Here is a 20,209-nt window from a genome sequence, read left to right on the forward strand (position 1 = left end):
CCTCCCTTATCTGATTAGACTATGGATTCGCTTTTTGTTCTTTGCTTTTGTATGGTATCTGTGTAGCCTCAACAAGAACTTCCTGACGGTCAGCGTGATGTTTATTTCTGAAATAGGAACTGAGTAGTGACAGCGGATAACACATCACAAAATAGATGCATGCTACCCAGATGAGTGATGTTGGTTTGAAATTTGTGCTATACCAAATCCAACCGGCTTTAGTTAATTCGACAAATCCTATTACGGATGTAATTGCTGAATCATGAATAATCATGATGATACTGCCGATTAAAGGCGAGATTAAATGTCGGAATGTATCAGGTGAGAGAATATCTTTTATATGAAGTGCAGTATGTTTTTTAGATTCTATCTTGTGGCCTAATATTATCGAGTTAAGCCAGAGTTCTGCTATCTTTGAACCGTTGCTCAGAATGAGTGCAATACTCGCAATTACCCATAAATTTTCTTTAGAATTTATAAAACTGATGTTCCAATATACTAAAAATAATAGCAATATAAATGGAATATTCCGAAAAATCCCAATATATAGGTAAGCAATATGTGAAAGGATCGGTAGTTTAGAAATTCGCACATTGAGTAACAAATAGGCTAATATAACCGCCCCTATAAAACTAATTAGCGTTAGTAATAGTGTCCAACGGCTAGCAAGTAGTAGTGGGTGAATCATTATCCAAGTTCTATCATTAAACATGGTTTTCCTCCTGGAAGAGCCGCTTACCTAAACGACCTAAAAGAAATTGGAGCAGCCAGGCCAGAATGAGATAAATTAAAGCAGCAGCTAGATATGGTAAAACTGGGTTTAATGTCTGATAGTCAATATATTTTGCTTGATAAGTAAGTTCGTGTACTCCAATCACGGATAACAATGACGAACTGAGCATAACGATGACACATTGTCTGACTAGTTTGGAATAATTGTGTTTCAATGCAACTGGTATTAAAAAATTCCAAAACATTGAAATTTTATAAGGTTCACCGAGTATTTGGAATTTACCTACTTTTTTATTATAAACAGGAATGCTCCGATAAATGCTCTCGGCACTATAGGCGCTAAAATTTAAAACCATTGCCATTAGTCCGGCTATAAATTCAGTATTATAAGTAGGTAAGTTGAGTGGGTTAAGCATATTCGCATAATAAATATATAAATATTCCAGCAATAGCATCTGGACAATAAATGGAATATTACGAATAACTTCTATGAATGTTACTGCTATGATTCGAAGCGGCAAAAATCGGCTGACTCTGAGTGATAAAATCAGTATACTTATAATACCTCCACTAATAATTGCTAGAATAGTTAACTGAATTGTTTGATTTAACCCAATTAACAACTGTGGTATGTAAGGCATGAGAACTTGGAAATGCACTAAGTACCCCATGATTGGTTGTTCCTTTGAAGACTAAGTCAATAACATGGTTGGTAATAATAACATATATATTATTAGTGAGTGAATTTGTACAGACCTTTTTATAAAACAGCGGCTAAAAAGCTTTGTAACTCTGGGGTCTGGGGCTTGTTAAACACTTCTTTAGCCGGGCCAGTTTCCCAGACCTTACCATGATGCATAAACACTACGCGGTCGCCGACATCGCGAGCAAAATTCATCTCGTGAGTAACGAGGATTAATGTCATGCCTTCGCGTTTAAGCTGCTCGAGTACTTTAAGGACTTCGCCTACCAATTCAGGGTCTAATGCCGATGTGATCTCATCACATAACAGCGCTTTAGGCTGCATAGCCAGTGCTCGTGCAATTGCTACTCGCTGTTGTTGTCCGCCTGAGAGATTGCCGGGGAATTGTTCCGCTTTATCCGAGAGGCCCACTTTGCCAAGAACTTGTTGGGCAAGTTCTTTTGCCTTAGAGGTTGAGAGCTTAAGCACCAATTTGGGAGCCAACATGATATTTTCCGCAACAGTTAAGTGAGGAAATAAATTAAAATTTTGAAAGATCATGCCAACACTACGGCTCAGTTCTAACAGGTGTTTTTCATCATTATCGACCGCTTTTTTATCGATAATAATTGCCCCCTGACTGAACTGTTCCAAACCATTAATACAGCGTAATAAGGTACTTTTCCCCGAACCACTGCGACCGATGATTGAGATCACTTCACCAGCATCAATTTTTAGATCAACACCCTTGAGTACGTGATTATCTGAGTAATATTTATGGACTTGTTCAATACTAATGAGCGACATTGAGCTTCTTCTCCAAGTACGAGCTAAATAATGACAGTGGATAGCAGATCATAAAATAAATACAGGCAACCATCGCGAACACTTTAAACGGCTGAAATGTCGCGTTATTAAGCATGGTTCCCGCTTTGGTTAATTCCACAAAGCCGATAATTGAGGTTAGTGCAGTTTCTTTGACAATTTGCACCGTGAAACCAACTGTGGGTGCGAGGGCAATTCGCAGAGCTTGGGGCAAAATGACATGGCGCATGGTTTGGATAAAGTTAATGCCCAAGCAGCGAGAAGCTTCCCACTGGCCTTTGGGAAGCGATTGAACAGAACCCGTCCAGATATCAGAGAGAAAGGCACTGCTAAATAATATGAGAGAGGTGCTGGCAGCGGTCCAGGCACTGACATCAATGCCAATTAAAGACAATCCAAAGAATGTCAAAAATAGCTGCATTAACAAAGGGGTGCCTTGAAACAGTTCTATATAAAGTCGGACGAGGCGTGACCATGTCGGGCTGCGAGAAAGACGTAAGAAGGTCAGAATCATCCCGACGATGGACCCACCAACAAATGCTATGAGCGATAACAACAGTGTCCAACGGGTTGCCATCAGCAGATTGTGCAATATGTCCCAGTTACTAAATTGCATCATAATGGTGCCCCCCGAAAGGCGCGCTTGGCTAATCGATTCAATAATTGGCGCATTAGCACGGCTAAGATGAGATATATCGCTGTGGCGACAAAATAGGATTCAAAGCTTAAAAACGTTCGTGACTGGACAAAGTCGGCAGAATAGGTGAGCTCTTCAACTGAGATCTGTGAAACGACTGAGGACCCTAGCATGACAATAATGCACTGGCTAATCAGCGGCGTGTAAATACGCATAAACGCAGGTGGAATGACGATTCGCCAAAAGACTTGCAGACGATTTAAGCCAAGCGTTCGCCCAGCTTCATACTGCCCGCGTGGGGTGGCTTCAATGCCTGAGCGAATAATCTCCGTGCTGTAAGCGCCAAGATTAACTACCATGGCAATTAACCCTGCTTCCATAGCTGAGAGTTTTACGCCCAGCGATGGGATGCCAAAGTAGATGAAAAACAACTGCACAATGAACGGTGTGTTGCGAATGAGCTCGACATAAACACCTGAAATTATTCGAGCCGATTTGTTGCGGGTGACTCGAGCGCCTGCAGTTAGGGTTCCAATTACTAGCCCACCTATAGTGGCGATTACCGTCAGTTCAATGGTTAGCCACAGTCCCTTGAGGAACTGCGGCCAATACGGTAAAAGATCTACAAAGTTAAGATGATAACTCATTTGTTACCTTAGCTATTCTGGCCGAAGTTTTTGGGTAGTGGTTCTTTAAGCCACTTTTCAGACATCTTGTTCAATGTACCGTTTTGGAGTCCTTCACGAATGAGTTTGTTGACCTCGGCTTTAAGAGCTGGTTCGTGTTTCGCCAGTCCGACATAGCAAGGCGAATTTTTGAGTGGGAATTTTGCATTCGGTACTCGTGCAGGGTTGCGATGAGCAATGGATGCGACCACCAGATTACCGGTTGCGATCAGGTTGACTTGGCCAGAGAGATATGCGGACAAAGTTGTGTTGTTGTCTTCAAAGCGTTTGATAGTCGTTGAGGGTGGCGCTACTTTACTAAGCTGCAGATCTTCAATTGAGCCACGTGTCACACCAATGGTCTTTCCTGCTAGCTCAGAAGGTTTCGTGACATCGATGCTTTTTAAACCAAACACACCGAGAAAGAAGGGTGCATAGGCATGGCTGAAATCGATCACTTTGGCGCGTTTTTTATTTTTACCCAAACTGGAGATCACTAGATCTGCTCGTCCTGAAAGCAGATAAGGAATGCGGTTGGCACTGCTGACCGGAATGAGTTTGAGTTTTACATGCATCTGTTTTGCTAGATAGGTTGCCATATCGATATCATAGCCGTGGGGCTTCATGTCGGTTCCGACTGAGCCAAATGGCGGAAAGTCTTGGGGGACAGCGACTTTGAGAACCCCACGTTGATGGATTTCATTAAGTTTATTGGCATGAGCATAACTTGTGACTAGCGCAATTAGTAACAGTGAACTGCGCAGTAGCGTCCTTAGGCTGAATTTCATCAGTAACTCCTAGTTGTAGGTCATGGAAAAGAAACTAAAGTTTTTAAAAAACTAAATTAATAACTTTAGTTTCAATCCTAAAGCAATATATATACCATGTAAGTAAGTGAGTGAATGCACGGGTTTTGGCTCTCAAAGTCGAATGGGCAATGGTATATTTTTCGCCCTAAATCAGTGCGAGTGGATCTTTTTGGTGAGAGGACAAGAACGATGCAAATTAATGAACCGGAAATTGTTGCTGAGGTGACCCAGCAAGTGATGCGTTATGAACAAGCATTGGTTAATAATGAGATAGCTGTGCTCAATGAACTGTTTTGGCACAGTGCTCATACGGTGCGTTTAGGGGCCTCAGAGAATCTGTTTGGTTATGATGCCATTGCCCAGTTTCGCTCTCATCGCCCAACAAAAGGGTTGCAGCGAACGGTTGAAAAAGTCACTGTGAGCACATTTTCAGAGCAACTAGCCTGTGCCCATGTGATATTCTCCCGTCCTGGCCAGCCTCTCGGGCGTCAAAGTCAGACTTGGGTTAAAATAGATCAGCAATGGCGTATTGTGAGTGCGCATGTTTCGACTCTAAAAAGTTAACGTAGCCGCTTTATGCATTTGACTAATTTTACAAGGATATAACTATGCCAACTTCAGAATTGGTTCAACGCATTTCGGCATGTCTGGACCATTTAAGTCCTAAAGAGCGATTACTGGCGGACTTTTTGTTAACTCATGAAGCTGAATTGGCCATGTATTCAAGCGCTGATATGGCACGTTTAGCAAAGGTTTCTAAACCGGTTGTCAGTCGTTTTTTTAAGCGATTAGGATATGATGGGTTTGCCCAGGTTCGTGAAGCGTTGCGCCGCCAGGTCACCAGTGGGACACCACAATTTGTTGATCTTGACGAAGATTTAAACCAACTGCTCAATAGTCATTTTGCCCAAGAGAAGCGCAACTTACAACAGACCCTCAGTGGTTTACAGAGTCAGCCTCTGGAACAGATTAGCGACGCTTTTAAAACCGCAAAAAGAGTTTTTTTATTTGGACTGCGCAATAGTTATCCGGTGGCTCTGCATTGTCGGGAACAGTTAATTCAGATGCGTGAAAATGTGTATCTGTTTCCGCAACCTGGGCAAACGCTCGCTGAAGAGATCGTTGACTTAACCGATTCTGATTTAGTGGTGGTGATTGCTTTGCAGCGGCGAGCCAAAGTGATCAAAGCACTGATGCGTGAGCTATCGATACGTCCTGCTAAAGTGTTACTGATCACCGATCCGTCTGGATTAGCGTTAACAACTTACGCCAATTGGACGCTGCCTTGTCATCAACTGAGTCCGGGCGGGTTCGCGTCGTATGCGAGTGCGATGGCACTGGTGAGTGTATTATGTAACATCTGTCTTGAGAGTGAACATCGGGCACGTATTGAGGCGATTGATGCACTTTATCAGCAGTTTGACGAGTTAGAGTCATCTCTAGATAACTAGAAATTTATATTTCTATTCATTTACAATTAGAAACCAAAGTTGTATTAATAAAGAATCACGTCGCAATGGTTTCTGAAAAATGGATGATGACAGTGTTTACTGTGCTCATGGCCCTCATCAGTTAGCTAGTCTTGCCGATGGGCCGCTGGATGGACTGCGGTTTGTCTACAAAGATCTCTACGATGTCGCAGGGTTCACAACTGGCGCCGGTAACCCTAGCTGGTTTCAAGAACACGCCCCGGCAAGTTACACCGCTCCGCTTATCGAGATGCTGCGTTATGCGGGGGCAATGGCGGTTGGACGGGTGCAGACCGATGAACTGGCATATAGCTTAAATGGTTGCAATGTTCATTTCGGCACACCGATTAACCCTATGACCCCGGATCGTTTACCTGGTGGATCATCTAGCGGCAGTGCGGTTGCCGTTGCCCGCGGCGATGCTGAATTCGCTCTGGGCACTGATACTGGTGGCTCGATTCGTATCCCTGCCGCCTATAATAGCTTATATTCGCTGCGTCCGACTCATGGACGACTTCCCATGGCTGGTGTTTTGCCACTGGCTCCGCGTTTTGATACGCCAGGCTGGTTAAGTCGAGATGCGCAAACTCTAGAGCAGGTTGGCAGCGTTTTGTTCGGTCTGCCGAAAGCGTCACTAAACGCTCCCTCATTGGCGATTGTTGAGCCCTTATTCGCACGACTTCCTGAGCCATTAGCTCTCTTGTGGCAAAGCTTTTTCAAATCAATCTCGAGTCAGTTTACAACAGTTGCAGCGCCGTTCTCTGCTGCGCAAATTGATGCATTAAGTGACGTGTTTCAAATATTGCAGGGCCGTCAAATTGCTTCGCTCTATCACCATTGGCATCAAATGCATCCAGATGCGTTGGGTAAAGATATTGATCAACGGTTAAGTTGGACTGCAACTTTAAGTGCAGCAGCACAGCACGATGCAGAGCAAAAACGTCAACAATGGCTTTCTCAATTACACAGTTGTTTCGCCCTCAGTCATTTTATTGTTATCCCGACCACTCCTGATCTCTCTCCATTACGCACAGCTGACAGTTTGGCGCTTGGTGAGTTTCGTATGCGGTTGATGGGAATGACCGCCATGGCAGGGTTGGCAGGCTGTCCGCAGTTGCATCTACCATTGCTGGCGTGCGATGGGGTACCGTTTGGTTTCTCTATCATCGGGCCGCGCGATAGTGATATGCAGCTGTTAGCGCTCGCTCGTCTTTTTAGTCAGTTGTGAGATTATGAAACATCAGATCGCATTTAGTGCGCCACACCATCAGGCGAGTGAAGTTGGTTTAGAATTGCTGCGTCAGGGCGCGTCAGCCACTGAGGCCATGGTTGCTGCCGCTGCTGCTATCAGCGTGTTGTATCCTCATATGAATGGCTTAGGTGGCGATAGTTTTTGGCTCATTCAGGAACCAGGAAAACAACCCATTGCCATCAATGGCGGGGGGCGAAGCGCCGCCAGTGCAACGATCGATTGGTATCGCGAGCAAGGTTTTTCGGCGATTCCAGAACGCGGTGGCGCCAGTGCCCTGAGTGTGGCCGGCACTATTAGTGCTTGGCAGCAAGCGCTAGAGCTCAGTCAACACTGGCAAACGCCGCTACCATTGGCGGAACTTTTAGCACCAGCTATTGAACTGGCCCACCGCGGTATTACGGTCAGCGAGAGTCTGCAATCAGCCAGTCGACTCACGCATCCTGCACTGGGGGAGTTGCCCGCATTTGCCGAATGTTTTTTACCGAACGGCCAAACACTTAAAACCGGGGAGCTATTTCGTAACGGTGCGCTTGGCTCATTATTAGAGCATCTGGGGCAGCATGGCCTAGATGATTTTTATCGCGGGGAGGCCGCGCGACAGATAGCAGGGGCATTAGAGTGTAGTGGTTCGCCACTTCGCCAGGTTGATCTTGCTGCACATAAAGCACAGATGATGCAGCCGCTTTGTGTTTCCACCCGCATGGGGAAATTCTACAATTTGCCACTGCCAACTCAGGGATGTGCATCGCTGATTATTGTTGCTTTGATGGATAGGCTTGTGAAACCTCATCAGAGCGAGGCGATGCAAATACATCTGTTGGTTGAGGCAACCAAGCAAGCTTTTCTCGTTCGTGATAGATGGGTTTGTGATCCCGCCATTTGCAGTCAACCCATTACGGATTATCTCACAGATGATGCCTTGGATTCGATGGCTAAAGCCATTGATCCTGAGCGAGCCCTACCTTGGCCACAAATCGCTAAACCGGGGGATACCGTTTGGATGGGCTGCTGTGATGACCAAGGTCGTATGGTGAGCTTTATCCAGAGCCTGTATTGGGAATTTGGGAGTGGTGTGGTGATCCCTGAATTTGGACTTCTCTGGAATAATCGTGGCGTGAGTTTTTCACTAGATAACGATGCGCAACTGGCTCTGGCTCCCAAACGTCTTCCTTTTCATACGCTTAACCCTGCATTAGCTAACCTCTATGATGGTCGCTCGATGGTCTATGGCACGATGGGGGGTGAGGGACAACCGCAGACGCAGGCCGCCATTTTATGGCGTTATCTGCATTTAGGGCAATCTCTGGCGCAGTCGATCAGTGCACCGCGTTGGTTGTTGGGCAGAACCTGGGGCCAGAGCAATTATGATCTAAAACTTGAAGCGCCTCTAGAAGATGTTTTAGTGCCTTTGCGCCATTTGGGCCACCGCACCCAAAGCGTTCCTATCCATAGCGAAATGATGGGCCATGCGGGGGCCATTGTGACTCAACATCGCCAAGTAATAGCCGCGGCAAGTGATCCGCGCAGTGATGGTTTGGCATTAATCAAATAACAGAATTAAGGACAGCATATGTTAACCAAGAGTTCTCTGGAACAGATAAATCCACCTGCTCGGTTGTTGATGGGCCCCGGCCCCATCAATGCCGATCCGCGTGTGTTAAGAGCCATGTCAAGCCAATTAGTGGGGCAGTACGACCCCGCTATGACCGAATATATGAACCAAACGATGGCGCTTTATCGGCAGGTTTTTCGTACAAATAACGAATGGACCATGCTCGTCGATGGAACCTCTCGTTCCGGTATTGAAGCCGTGCTGGTATCGATTATTCGCCCTGGCGATAAAGTTTTAGTCCCGATTTTTGGGCGGTTTGGCCATCTATTATGTGAAATTGCTCGGCGTTGCCGTGCAGAGGTTCATACACTGGAAATTCCATGGGGAGAAGTCTTTGATCCACAGCAGATTGAAGATGCGATTAAAACGGTTCATCCACGCATCTTATTGACGGTGCAAGGTGATACTTCAACCACCATGTTACAGCCATTGGAGCAGTTAGGGGAAATTTGCCAGCGACACCAGGTCTTATTTTATTGCGATGCGACTGCCTCGATTGCAGGGAATCCATTAAAGACTGACTTGTGGCACTTAGATGCGGTTTCGGCGGGCCTACAAAAATGTTTAGGTGGCCCATCAGGCAGTGCTCCAGTGACGTTAAGTGATGCGTTTGTCCAACAAGTTCGAGCCCGGCGGCATATTGAACAGGGGATTAAATCGGCGCAGCATCAAGACGGTGAAGATGAAATGATTTACTCCAATTATTTCGATCTGGGCATGATCATGGATTACTGGGGACCAGAGCGGTTGAATCATCATACTGAAGCAACCTCCATGTTATTTGCAGCCCGTGAATGTGCTCGCATTATTGCCCAAGAAGGCATCGATGTTTGTGTGGCCCGCCACCAGTTACACGGCGCTGCTTTGGACAAAGGGCTCAGCGCGATGGGACTTGAGCTATTTGGCGATCTGAGCCATAAAATGAGTAATGTGACCGGAGTGATTATTCCAGAAGGGATTAACGGGGAACAGGTACGCCAGTTATTGCTGAATGATTTTGGGATTGAGATCGGCACTTCTTTCGGGCCGCTACATGGAAAAATTTGGCGTATTGGGGTGATGGGCTATAACGCTCGTAAAGATACCGTATTGACAACTTTAGCCGCACTGGAAGCGGTGTTGCGCCATCTCGGATATGTGGCAAACGAAGGCGCTGCTCTGCAGGCAGCTTGGGATCACTATGGACAATAACTGGCATACTAAAGAGATCGGTGAGCGCATTTATGCGCGTTGTCAGAAGCTGGCCAAGTTTTCCGAATCTAGCGACAAACTGACTCGTGTTTATCTGTCTAAAGAGCATGCGCAGTGTAATCAGCAAGTGGCGCGCTGGATGCATGAAGCTGGAATGAGCACCTGGCAAGATGCAGTTGGCAATTTGTGCGCTCGCTATGAAGGTCAAACAAGTGGTGCACCAGCGTTACTGCTTGGTTCCCATTTAGATACCGTGCGCAATGCTGGAAAATACGACGGTATTGCGGGCGTATTGACCGCCATTGAGGTTGTTGGCAAGTTACAGCAATTGGATATTCGCCTTCCATTTGCCATTGAAGTCGTCGGATTTGCCGACGAAGAAGGGACGCGGTTTGGTTCGACATTGTTGGGAAGCCGCGGTTTGACTGGCCAATGGCAACCGCAATGGTTGCAATTACCAGACGCTGAAAAAATCACCATTGCCCAAGCGCTCGAAACATTTGGTTTGGCTCCTGAAAAAATTGCCCAAGCGACGCGTTCGGCTGATGATTTCATCGGTTATATGGAAGTGCATATTGAGCAGGGACCGCAATTAGAGTGCGCTAATCTAGCCGCTGGTGTAGTCAGTGCGATTAATGGGGCGAAACGCATGCAGATGAGTGTCACTGGTCAGGCAGGACATGCGGGCACGGTGCCCATGAATATGCGTCAAGATGCGTTGGTGGGGGCAAGTGAAATAGTGCTGTGCATTGAGCAAATTGCTAAAGAGCAACAAGTTGTGGCAACCGTTGGTCAATTGCAGTGCTTGCCTGATTCAGTCAATGTCATTCCGGGACAAGTGCAATTTAGCTTAGATATTCGCTCGAGTGACGATGCGCATCGTGACCGGGTCCTCGCTCAAATTATTGAGCGTGCCCGTGAGATAGCGGTTCATCGTTCGCTTGAGTTTTCTCAACACTGTTTTTATCAGTCAGATGCCACTGAGTGTGATAGTTATTTGCAAAAACTGCTGAACGATGCCTGTGAAAAGATACAAGGACGTTCCATGACACTTTCCAGTGGCGCGGGGCATGATGCGATGGCAATCGCCAAACTGTGTCCGGTGGCTATGCTCTTTTTACGCTGTGCAAAAGGCATTAGTCATCACCCTAGCGAAGCGGTGACGGCCAATGATCTGGCGATAGGTTGGCAGGTTCTCTATCAAAGCGTCCAGCAGTTCGCGGCCGATTACTCTCTTCACGGCGCGAGTGCATCATACTAACAAAGCTTGGCGAGGCCATCGCGTTTGTGCGGTTCCCTTCATCTTAAAACAGGTTACAATGAGTTTTAATCTAATGTTGGAGAGCCTATGGAACAGTTTGAGCATATCGATGTGATTGCAGCCAAAAAACTACTAGATGAGCAAGGTGCTCTGTTGGCCGATATTCGCGATGAAAAGTCGTATCTTAGCGGCCATGCTCCAGGTGCGATGCATCTGACTAATCAGACTCTGATACAGTTGATTGAGGAGCACGACCCTGATGCTCCCGTCATTGTCATGTGTTATCACGGCATTAGCAGCCAAGGGGCAGCCCAGTATTTATTAACCCAAGGGTTAGAAAAGGTTTACTCGCTCGATGGTGGCTTTGAAGCGTGGGCCAAAATTTATCCAGTCACAGGATCTGATTAGTAATGCAGCAGTTAGCAATTGTCGATAATCCCCGTTTAGCGCAGTCGTTTGTCGATTATATGGCGACCCAGAAAATTACCTGTCAACTCAGTGCCCATGAGCAGGGGGTGGTTATCTGGTTGGTCGATGACGCTCATTTGCAACAGGTTCAACGTGAATGGCAGGCTTTTGTGCATGACCCGATGGCGCGCAAATATCAGCAAGCATCTTGGCAGGTGGGCGATCAGCATCAAGTTCGGTTCAGTTATGGCAGCTCATCCTCATTAATTAAACAGCGATTTTTAGCCCATAGCGGACCATTTACGCTGCTTATGATAGCGGCTGCCGTTGCGGTTTATTTAGCCGAGATGTTTATGGGCAATAGTGTCTATCAGGCGCTGTTTTTCCCCAGTTCAATGGCCGCGTTTTACGCACAGCCGTGGCGTATTATTACCCCCATTCTATTGCATTTTAGTATTACCCATATTCTCTTTAACTTGCTGTGGTGGTGGGAGTTTGGCGGTGAGATTGAGCGCAAGTTGGGCACTGGTAAATTGATTATTCTCACACTGGTTAGTGGGATTATTCCTAACTTTATGCAATTTTGGTCAACAGGGCCGTTATTTGGTGGTTTATCGGGGGTCGTCTATGCGTTGCTGGGATATTTATGGTGGACAGCTTGGTTACGGCCGCATGTCGGTATTCATCTCAATCGAATGATTGTCGGCTTTATGCTTCTATGGATGGTATTTGGCTTTTTCATCACATCACTCAGTTCCTCAAGTCAAGGGCTGCTTCCGGCAACAGCCAATCTTGCCCACCTGTTTGGTCTGATTGTTGGCTGTGTGCAGGCCGGCTTTGATCGACTTACTGATAAAGATATTTCGTGAAAATGAGATCGGCGACAACATCTTTGTCGCCAGTTTCCTGAAATAACAGATTATTCACGGCGTTAAGACATTGCGTTTTGAGTTTCTCACGACCAGATAGCGATTTGATCTGTTGCGAGTCCATCGACCCCAGAATTTCAATGATGGCATCCCGTAAGAGTGGCGCATTATGTTCGACTTCTTTGAGCTTACTCTCGTGATAAACGCGAAGCTCAATGCTAGCGCGAATATAGCCTAATGATTTACCAGCGGTGATATAGTTGGTCACAATATCCGGTTCGAGGCTGTAATAGGCATATGAATCCTGCGCTTGTTGATCATCAGCGGCAAAGCTGGCCGGTATGCTGGTTGTGGCTAACACCCCAAATAAAAACATCCACTTAAACCATTTCATTGATTGCTCTACCTGTCGTTGGATAAATTGCGCTGTATTGTCGCTGATATCTTCTTGAGGTCAATACTTTAAGTTCATCTTCAGGATTTATTAAAGCATAAATTGTAAAATATTGCCTACAGCCAATAGCATTAACCTCCTCAGCGCTCTTCTTGACGCTGCATCGGACAACGATTAGGCTTGCATTATCTGACATGAAAGTTTAATAAACTTAAGATAACAGAGCGGATGAGCCACGAAAACTATTCATCACTATTTACCTCTATTCATTGGCAAAGTTCATTGCCGGTGAAGATTGCACCAACCCTTTGCCACTGGCTCAGTGACAAAGGCTCGTTAACGATGCGTTTAAAATCATGCTGTGAGCAATTTGCGGTACGTCAGATACCCGTTCAGCACGCCAAACCATATGAGTATGAGGTTGCACTGCTCGGGGATTTTTCGCACTATCGGTCAAGAGAAGTTTATCTACAAGGTGATGGGGTTGACTGGATTTTTGCTCGGAGCTTGTGGCCCGACGTGGCACCTTGTACAGTTTTAAATGAATTGGCGAATCAGCCACTCGGTTCACTCTTATTTGCCAGTGAGCAGAAGGGAAATGTTGCCCGCCATTATGGTTATCTCGAGCTCGCTGAACAGACATTGTGGGCACGTTTAAGTATCTATTCATATCGGAGTATTCCGGTGTTAGTTCAGGAATTGTTTTTACCAGAAAGTCCGGCGTATAGGAGGCATGTTAATGGTCAGTGAACAACCCAGGTGGTTGGTATATGTGCAACTGATGCGATTGAATAAACCCATTGGCTCTTTGTTGCTGCTGTGGCCGACACTATGGGCATTATGGCTGGCTGCCGATGGATTTCCTAATCCAGGGGTTCTGATTGTTTTTGTTCTTGGGGTGGTGATGATGCGTTCGGCCGGATGTGTCATCAATGATTTTGCCGATCGTAAAATAGATGGTTTTGTTAAACGAACTAGTTCTCGGCCTTTCCCATCGGGGCAGATCGCAACTTGGCAAGCGCTTTGTTTATTTGGGGCTCTGGTTGTGGCCTCGTTTTTAATGGTATTGACTCAGAATCGACTGACGATTGAGTTATCGTTCATTGCCGTGGTGTTGGCAGCGATTTATCCATTTATGAAGCGGTATACGAATTTGCCGCAGATGTTTTTAGGACTTGCCTATAGCTGGGCGATTCCGATGGCTTATGCAGCACAAAGTGGTCATTTGCCACTTGAAGCCTGGTTGTTGTTAGTCGCTAATTTTTGCTGGACGGTGGCTTACGACACCTTCTATGCGATGGTGGATCGCGATGATGATATAAAAGTTGGCATTAAGTCGACAGCGGTATTATTTGGACGCTTCGATAAACTGATGATTGCTGTTTTACAACTGACGACCCTACTATTACTGGCGGTGGTCGGGGAGTTACATGGCCTTTCTCCAGTGTATTTTGTGGGGTTACTCGCCGCGGCTGGCATGTTCGTTTATCAGCAGTATTTAGCTCGCTTTCGGGAGCGAGAAAACTGTTTTAGAGCTTTTTTAAATAATAATTACGCAGGGATGATTATTTTCGTGGCAGTGGCAATGGGATGTCTTATTTCAGCCTAATAAAATAGAGCAGACGGTAGAAGAACCGTCTGCTATTGGGCTATAACTGAGCTTGTAAATATATTTCAAGCCCCAACAGTTTTATCTGTCTGAGCTGTTGTTCTAACCAGTGTGCGTGATCAGTTTCAGTGTCATCAATTAGGCGTTGAAGTGCTTTTTTGGTGACATAATCCTGTTCTTTTTCACACAATTGCATTGTTTCTTTAAGCATATCATCGACGCGATATTCAACCTGTAGATCATTATCTAGCATGCTGGGAACATCGTGACCGACCTTAATTGGATCACGAGTTGCCATATCGGGTGTACCTTCTAAAAACAAGATCCGCTCGATGAGGATGGAGATATGTTCGCGCTCTTCAAGTGATTCATGTTCAATTCTTTCAAATAACTTGGTATATCCCCAATCGTCATACATCCGCGAATGGATTAAATACTGATCCATTGCCGTCAGTTCATTGGCAAGTAATCGATTCAGTGCATCAATAACCACGGGTTTGCCTTGCATAATTACTCATCCTCCGAAATTTTTGTTTGTAGGTATTTTTCTTCTCCGAGTATCGAGATTTGGTAAAGCTGAGCTTCTAGCCAGTCGATGTGTTCCTCTTCTTCATGAATAATATCCTGAAGAAGGTCGCGGCTGACATAGTCTGTTTGTTGTTCACAAAGGCTGATCGCCTGAGCTAACAAAGGCAATTGGTCATTTAGAAACTGCAGATTACATTCGAGCATTTCTTTGCTTTGCTCGCCAATCCTCAGAGCCCCTAAGGCTTGCAGGTTCGGCAACCCTTCGAGAAATAAAATCCGCTCAATGAGTTTGTCTGCTTGCTTCATATCTTTAATCGATTTTTTGTAGCAAGCTTTGTTGAGCTCTTCAAATCCCCAATTACCAAACATTCGGGCATGGAGGAAGAATTGGTTGATCGATGTTAGCTCGTAGGTCAGAACTTTATTGAGTAACTGAACGACCTGTGGATTTCCCTGCATAGAGGCCTCCTAAAGGGTAAAATATGTACATTACACTAGCATACCGACTATTTTGTTACAACCAAGTTAAAAAATATAAAATTTAATAAAATCAATTAGTTATAATAATGATTATTATTCTCAATTAATCTATTTGATATCAGTAAATGAACATAAATCGTTCATAGGAATACTTAATTTTGAATAAAAAAACAGCGAGTTAATATTTTAGTCGTTATTTTATGGTGACCGTATTGTCTGAATAGATAATTTTTTAACTAGTTATTTACTTAGCTTGCTAATTAATTATAATGCTACCCTCTGTAACACATGAGAGATCGTAATGAGCTTGGATGAATTAGCATCTGACCAATTAATGGAGCATGCCTTGGCGGAAAAATTAGGGCGTGCCAGTCGGTTATGGCGCAGTGTCGCTGACCGTGGTCTGCACCCGCTGGGACTGACGCATCCTCGTTGGACTGCCTTGTGGAAATTGGCGCGCCTCGAAGGTGAGGTAACCCAAAAACGCTTAGCCGAAGCACTCGAAATCGAGCTGCCTTCTCTGATGCGCACGCTCGGACAACTCGAAGAGCAAGGTTATATTATTCGCCATATCAGCCCACATGATAAACGTGCTCGGATCGTCTGCATGACGGAGCAAGGCGCCGAGCTACTCGGTGAAATTGCCCAGCGTATCTTGAAAATACGTAGAGCACTGCTTAAGAATATTGATGAATGCCAACTCAAAGAGTTTGAAGCCGTTCTTGCACAACTCTCTAGTAATGCTCTGAGCCTCGATAAAGAACTATAAGTTATCTAAAATTTTTATGACAAAACCTCAATTAACGGCTGACCAGCAATTTAGTCGCTGGGTTCGGCGTGTTTGTATTTTATTTTGCCTGCTATTTGTTTATTACCTGATTGCCGACCTTAAAATGCCAGTGACACCGCAGGCTATGGTGGAGCGTCCTGTGATTCAGGTCAGCCCACAGGTGAGTGGCAATGTGACGCGGGTTGATGTGGTGAACAACCAGAAGGTCAAAGCTGGGGAGCTGTTATTCTCTATTGATGCCCGGCCTTATCAGTTGGCACTCGATAAGGCTAAATTGGCTTTGCGTCAGGCCAAATTGACGAATGATGAATTAGATGCGTCGATTCAATCGGCTCGGGCAGAAATTAAATCAACTGCCGCAGTATTGCATCAGCGGCAACGTGATGCCCAGCGAATTGCCAAACTTTACCGCCAGCATGCAGTTTCTTCATCGCGTGAAGATCAAGCGATTAGCGAAGAACAAACCGCAAAGGCTTCTTATGATATGGCGGTTGCTAAATTACAAGGTTTGACCGTTCAGCGCGGGATTAAGGGACCGAATAATTTGTTACTGCAGCAGGCACATAATCAGTTAGAGAGTGCCAAGCTGAATTTGTCGTACACCGAGGTTAAAGCTTCGCAAGCTGGTGTCGTCAGTAATATGCAATTACAAACGGGAACGATGGCTGATTCAGGGAAACCGCTACTTGCCATAGTGGCCGATAAAATCGATGTCGTAGCTGATTTTCGTGAAAAAAATCTGCGCCATGTGATTGCTGGCTCAAAAGCGCTGGTTGCCTTTGACTCTCATCCTGGCGTGCTTTATGACGCCACCGTAGAGGGGATTGATGCCGGGGTGAGCAGCGGCCAGTTTAGTGCAAATGGAGTTTTGGCAACGCCGAGTACATCGAATCGTTGGGTTCGCGATGCACAGCGTCTGCGAGTGCACTTAAAAGTGAAAGATATGCCGGAGCTGGCATCAGGCGCTCGAGCGACTGTGCAATTGTTACCATCTTCCATGCTCCTGTCAGCGGTTGCCAAGGCGCAAATCTGGGCCATTAGTGCCTTACATTTTATTTACTAATTGTGGAGTGTATGGATGCAACAATGGCAACGAGCACTTGGCGATGATGAACTGCGGCGCATGTTGCGGGTCGCTTTTGGCTGTATGTTTGGTTTTCTTCTCTGTCAGACGATGAACTGGCATTATGGCGTGTTCTATACGGTCACGCCGGTGCTGTTGCTGGCAGTAGTGCCTGTATTTACTTGGCGAACGGTCAAAGAAAATATTACTTCGGCGGTTGTTGCCTGTTTACAGGCAGGGATTATTGCTGGGATATTTGGCTCTCATCCATTGGCAATGACTCTTTTAGCCTTTGCAATGTTTGTTTTCTGGTTCTGGATGATGTCCCAAGGGTTTATGACATTTGGTTGTAATGGGGTCCTTTATTTAAGCGTATTGTTGCATTTTGCCAGTTATCACAATGTAGATGTCAACAATATGATCGCTAACAACCTGTGGGCTTCGGTCGTTACCAGTGCCATTGCGCTCGTACTGATACAGTTGATTCCGCCCATTGAGCGACCCGCTTTGCCCCCTAAGCCTGATAAAAATGTGCAGCGGGTGCGTCACGAAATATTAATGGGCTCGGTTGTGGCAACGGGGTCGTTTTTAGCGTTTCAGATCTTTGATCTTAAAGATTCACTCTCTGCCCAGGTCACCACTATTTTACTGTTGTTTCCCATGCACTGGAATGGCTCACTAACGTACGCGCGAAAACGGACTCTAGGCACATTAATTGGCGTCTCTTTTGGATTGTGTGTACAACTGCTTTTATATAACCACAACAATTCGTTATTACTCTATGCGCCATTGTTGTGGGGCGGGATTTTCTGGTTTTGTCATGCTCATCTTAAAGAGGGCAAAGGCACGGGAATTGGCTTTTCAGCCATGACCACCACCGGGATCTTATTTGGTCAGTATCTTTCTGCCGGTGGTGATATCTTCTTTAGCGCATTATATCGCTTTACGAGTGTGGCGGTTGCTGCCTTTTTGGGGCTGATGGCCGTCTATGCGATGCATCGATTACTTAATTGTTTTGCTGCGACGCGTTTTGCCCCAAATGCTTAAATAGTTGCCAGAGTTTGACTGCGATTAAAAAAGCAATGCTCAAATAGATGACATAGCTTATCGACTGGCCAAGACTGTAACAGAATATGAATGTGACAATCGCAGCAAGTAGCGCAACCAAACGTTGGAGTCCTTTTAGCATGATGACTCCGGCTATCATTGCCAGCAGATAGATCACCACAAAATTGCCATTGGTATAAAGTAACAGCTGCGGCAGTTTAAGCCCTAATGCCCACACACTAATAACGACAATGAACGATAATCCACAAATGGTCATGAGCGAGACGACCGGCACTTTGTTGTGGTTGAGTTGTGCCAAATATCTTGGCAGTTTACCTTCATCGGCCAAACTCCATAATAATCGAGCATACCCCTGTACATAGACATTGGTGCTGGCAAAGCAAGCAAAAAAACCAAGCACGGTAACCAATGAGCCAGTGACTGGTCCTAAATGAATAGTGGCCATTTTTCCAAGTGATGCTGAGCTCGGGGTTCCTGCCAGTAGCGGTAAATCTTTGAGTATCAGTACGCTGGCTGCCCAGTAGATGAATAGCGTGACGAGAGTCCCTATAATCAAAGCTAGCGGGAAATCTCTCTCGGGACGTTTGAACTCTTCTCCCATATGCGAAAAGGCTTCTATGCCAATAACACACCAGAACATCAGCCCCAGTGCATCCATTAATGAGCCAGCGTGACTCAAAGAAGGAACCTCAAAATCCACACCATGAGGAGCCATTGTGATCCACAATGCCCCCACGAGAGTGATGATTAAACCAGCGATCAGCACCTGCAATTGACCGCTTGCTTTAGCACCAATTAATCCTAATACGAACATAGCCGCGAGCATTGCTAACTGCAGCAGTAAGTCTTGCCAAGCATTTAAGGGAATTAAAGCTTGCACAAAATGGCTGCCAATGACCAGTGATGCCGGCATGCCGACGGGTAAAATAGTAAAAAATAAAAATGCAGTTAGTCTTTCACTGGAACGTCCGAGAGCCTTACCGACAATATGAGGAACCCCGCCAGCGTGAGGATCTTTTTTACCTAATGCGGCAAAGGTAAACGCAATTGGCAATGTTAAAATGAGTAAGACACCCCAGGCCAATAGAGAGACTGCGCCAGTCTGCTCAGCGGTAATGGCAGGGACGACAAAAATGCCGGTCCCAAGCATAGTTGTGGCTAGCATTGCAATGCCTTGGAATAGGCCTAATTGGGGTTTCAGACGACTCATGATTAACGTTCCAATTCCAGCATGTTGAATAAAAAAAATATGGGAGAATGATAAGCGATTTTGAACCGATTCATAGGCGTTAAATTTGCGGTTTTAGTAATGAATTTGGCGTCTTTGGGCTGCAAATTGTTGGTGAGTGTAAAAAGGCCTCTTGATACACTTCTAAGGCCTTGTTATAAGAGATAAAACCGTGGCGAAAAATAATATGGATAAATTTGATCAACAGATTGTTGCGCTATTAGCTCAAGATGCTCGGCTTTCTGTCAGTGCGATTGCGCGTTCGATTAACTTGTCGCGTTCGGCAACTCAAGAGCGGATCCACCAACTCGAACGCAAGGGAATTTTGGCGGGCTATCATGCTAAAGTGCTCGATCCGGAGCATGGTGAAGCGTTATGTGCCTATTTTGAGGTACACGCCCATGAGTGTCAGTGGGATGATTACCAGTCTCTGATAGCGAGTATTCCTGAGGTGCGCAGTTGTCAGTTTATTAGTGGTCAGATTGATTTAATGATCTATGTCGAGACCTTTAAAATGAGTCGCTTAGAGCAAATTCGCGTTGAGCTTGAACAATTAAATGGGGTGACCTTAGTGCGTACACATTTAGTGATGAAAACACTCATTGATCGTTAAAATCGTTCACAGCAAGCGAAATGC

Annotated in this window: 24 protein-coding genes; 14 read left to right on the top strand and 10 right to left on the bottom strand. The window is 45.6% G+C overall.

All coding sequences use genetic code 11. The features are described 5' to 3' along the window. Window positions 1-19: 19 nt before the first annotated feature. The 6 genes from EV690_RS16310 to EV690_RS16335 form a co-directional block, all read right to left on the bottom strand. Entirely contained in the window at window positions 20-712 is a 693-nt protein-coding gene (locus tag EV690_RS16310) for an ABC transporter permease subunit (RefSeq protein ID WP_131914082.1), read from the bottom strand. Next, on the bottom strand, window positions 705-1,403 hold the full coding sequence (locus tag EV690_RS16315) for an ABC transporter permease subunit (RefSeq protein WP_131914083.1): 699 nt from the start codon (window positions 1,401-1,403) through the stop codon (window positions 705-707). The genes EV690_RS16310 and EV690_RS16315 overlap by 8 nt, the downstream gene beginning before the upstream one ends. Window positions 1,404-1,492: 89 nt before the next feature. Then, the gene (locus EV690_RS16320) at window positions 1,493-2,221 is read right to left on the bottom strand and encodes an amino acid ABC transporter ATP-binding protein (protein WP_131914084.1); all 729 of its coding nucleotides are present in this window, start codon (window positions 2,219-2,221) and stop codon (window positions 1,493-1,495) included. Beyond that, entirely contained in the window at window positions 2,208-2,858 is a 651-nt protein-coding gene (locus EV690_RS16325) for an amino acid ABC transporter permease (protein ID WP_131914085.1), read from the bottom strand. The genes EV690_RS16320 and EV690_RS16325 overlap by 14 nt, the downstream gene beginning before the upstream one ends. Next, window positions 2,855-3,523: an amino acid ABC transporter permease gene (locus EV690_RS16330; RefSeq protein ID WP_131914086.1), complete on the bottom strand. Its 669-nt coding sequence runs from the start codon at window positions 3,521-3,523 to the stop codon at window positions 2,855-2,857. The genes EV690_RS16325 and EV690_RS16330 overlap by 4 nt, the downstream gene beginning before the upstream one ends. Before the next feature lie 8 nt (window positions 3,524-3,531). Continuing rightward, window positions 3,532-4,329 carry a transporter substrate-binding domain-containing protein gene (locus EV690_RS16335; protein WP_131914087.1) on the bottom strand — a complete coding sequence of 266 codons (798 nt, stop codon included), beginning with the start codon at window positions 4,327-4,329 and terminating at the stop codon, window positions 3,532-3,534. A 210-nt stretch (window positions 4,330-4,539) separates the two neighbouring features. Here EV690_RS16335 and hpxZ point away from each other — a divergent pair, with 210 nt between their 5' ends. The 8 genes from hpxZ to glpG all read left to right on the top strand — a co-directional run bounded on the left by hpxZ (window position 4,540) and on the right by glpG (window position 12,412). Continuing rightward, window positions 4,540-4,914 (top strand): oxalurate catabolism protein HpxZ, encoded by a 375-nt coding sequence (gene hpxZ / locus EV690_RS16340; RefSeq protein ID WP_131914088.1) that lies wholly within the window; start codon window positions 4,540-4,542, stop codon window positions 4,912-4,914. A gap of 44 nt (window positions 4,915-4,958) precedes the next feature. Then, window positions 4,959-5,801: a MurR/RpiR family transcriptional regulator gene (locus EV690_RS16345; protein WP_131914089.1), complete on the top strand. Its 843-nt coding sequence runs from the start codon at window positions 4,959-4,961 to the stop codon at window positions 5,799-5,801. A 79-nt stretch (window positions 5,802-5,880) separates the two neighbouring features. After that, window positions 5,881-7,047, top strand: a complete 1,167-nt coding sequence (locus EV690_RS16350) for an amidase (protein ID WP_131914090.1) — start codon at window positions 5,881-5,883, stop codon at window positions 7,045-7,047. 4 nt (window positions 7,048-7,051) lie between these two features. Then, window positions 7,052-8,623 (top strand): gamma-glutamyltransferase family protein, encoded by a 1,572-nt coding sequence (locus tag EV690_RS16355; protein WP_131914091.1) that lies wholly within the window; start codon window positions 7,052-7,054, stop codon window positions 8,621-8,623. Window positions 8,624-8,641: 18 nt separating this feature from the next. Further along, on the top strand, window positions 8,642-9,874 hold the full coding sequence (locus tag EV690_RS16360) for a pyridoxal-phosphate-dependent aminotransferase family protein (RefSeq protein ID WP_131914092.1): 1,233 nt from the start codon (window positions 8,642-8,644) through the stop codon (window positions 9,872-9,874). Continuing rightward, window positions 9,864-11,135, top strand: coding sequence for an allantoate amidohydrolase (locus EV690_RS16365; RefSeq protein ID WP_131914093.1), 1,272 nt, complete (start codon window positions 9,864-9,866; stop codon window positions 11,133-11,135). Before EV690_RS16360 ends, EV690_RS16365 begins: the two co-directional genes overlap by 11 nt. An 87-nt stretch (window positions 11,136-11,222) precedes the next feature. Beyond that, window positions 11,223-11,543 carry a thiosulfate sulfurtransferase GlpE gene (gene glpE, locus EV690_RS16370; protein ID WP_131914094.1) on the top strand — a complete coding sequence of 107 codons (321 nt, stop codon included), beginning with the start codon at window positions 11,223-11,225 and terminating at the stop codon, window positions 11,541-11,543. A gap of 2 nt (window positions 11,544-11,545) precedes the next feature. Further along, complete coding sequence (glpG, locus tag EV690_RS16375; RefSeq protein ID WP_131914095.1) at window positions 11,546-12,412, top strand: rhomboid family intramembrane serine protease GlpG; 867 nt, start codon at window positions 11,546-11,548, stop codon at window positions 12,410-12,412. Here the strand turns inward: glpG and EV690_RS16380 are convergent. Beyond that, window positions 12,390-12,806 (bottom strand): flagellar basal body-associated protein FliL, encoded by a 417-nt coding sequence (locus tag EV690_RS16380; RefSeq protein ID WP_224054974.1) that lies wholly within the window; start codon window positions 12,804-12,806, stop codon window positions 12,390-12,392. The genes glpG and EV690_RS16380 overlap by 23 nt on opposite strands. Window positions 12,807-13,034: 228 nt before the next feature. Between EV690_RS16380 and EV690_RS16385 the strand changes: the two genes are divergently transcribed. Together EV690_RS16385 and ubiA are read left to right on the top strand one after the other, a co-directional pair. Continuing rightward, window positions 13,035-13,556, top strand: coding sequence for a chorismate--pyruvate lyase family protein (locus EV690_RS16385; RefSeq protein ID WP_131914096.1), 522 nt, complete (start codon window positions 13,035-13,037; stop codon window positions 13,554-13,556). Beyond that, the gene (gene ubiA / locus EV690_RS16390; protein ID WP_396022814.1) at window positions 13,546-14,415 is read left to right on the top strand and encodes a 4-hydroxybenzoate octaprenyltransferase; all 870 of its coding nucleotides are present in this window, start codon (window positions 13,546-13,548) and stop codon (window positions 14,413-14,415) included. The genes EV690_RS16385 and ubiA overlap by 11 nt, the downstream gene beginning before the upstream one ends. A 40-nt stretch (window positions 14,416-14,455) precedes the next feature. Here ubiA and bfr (EV690_RS16395) read toward each other — a convergent pair whose 3' ends face one another. Both bfr (EV690_RS16395) and bfr (EV690_RS16400) read right to left on the bottom strand, forming a co-directional pair. After that, on the bottom strand, window positions 14,456-14,923 hold the full coding sequence (bfr, locus tag EV690_RS16395; RefSeq protein WP_131914098.1) for a bacterioferritin: 468 nt from the start codon (window positions 14,921-14,923) through the stop codon (window positions 14,456-14,458). 2 nt (window positions 14,924-14,925) lie between these two features. Further along, window positions 14,926-15,402 (bottom strand): bacterioferritin, encoded by a 477-nt coding sequence (gene bfr / locus EV690_RS16400; RefSeq protein WP_131914099.1) that lies wholly within the window; start codon window positions 15,400-15,402, stop codon window positions 14,926-14,928. 322 nt (window positions 15,403-15,724) lie between these two features. Here bfr (EV690_RS16400) and EV690_RS16405 point away from each other — a divergent pair, with 322 nt between their 5' ends. From EV690_RS16405 to EV690_RS16415, 3 genes are read left to right on the top strand one after another with little or no spacing between them, the layout of a single operon-like run. Next, on the top strand, window positions 15,725-16,192 hold the full coding sequence (locus tag EV690_RS16405) for a MarR family transcriptional regulator (RefSeq protein WP_131914100.1): 468 nt from the start codon (window positions 15,725-15,727) through the stop codon (window positions 16,190-16,192). A gap of 16 nt (window positions 16,193-16,208) precedes the next feature. Then, window positions 16,209-17,276, top strand: coding sequence for an HlyD family secretion protein (locus tag EV690_RS16410; protein WP_131914101.1), 1,068 nt, complete (start codon window positions 16,209-16,211; stop codon window positions 17,274-17,276). A gap of 15 nt (window positions 17,277-17,291) precedes the next feature. Then, on the top strand, window positions 17,292-18,323 hold the full coding sequence (locus EV690_RS16415) for a DUF2955 domain-containing protein (protein ID WP_131914102.1): 1,032 nt from the start codon (window positions 17,292-17,294) through the stop codon (window positions 18,321-18,323). Here EV690_RS16415 and yjeH read toward each other — a convergent pair. Continuing rightward, complete coding sequence (gene yjeH / locus EV690_RS16420) at window positions 18,283-19,554, bottom strand: L-methionine/branched-chain amino acid transporter (RefSeq protein ID WP_131914103.1); 1,272 nt, start codon at window positions 19,552-19,554, stop codon at window positions 18,283-18,285. The genes EV690_RS16415 and yjeH overlap by 41 nt on opposite strands. 190 nt (window positions 19,555-19,744) lie before the next feature. Here yjeH and EV690_RS16425 point away from each other — a divergent pair, with 190 nt between their 5' ends. Then, complete coding sequence (locus tag EV690_RS16425) at window positions 19,745-20,185, top strand: Lrp/AsnC family transcriptional regulator (RefSeq protein WP_131914104.1); 441 nt, start codon at window positions 19,745-19,747, stop codon at window positions 20,183-20,185. Window positions 20,186-20,209: the final 24 nt, after the last annotated feature.

It is taken from the genome of Celerinatantimonas diazotrophica (assembly GCF_004339545.1).
Taxonomy (GTDB): Bacteria; Pseudomonadota; Gammaproteobacteria; order Enterobacterales; family Celerinatantimonadaceae; genus Celerinatantimonas; species Celerinatantimonas diazotrophica.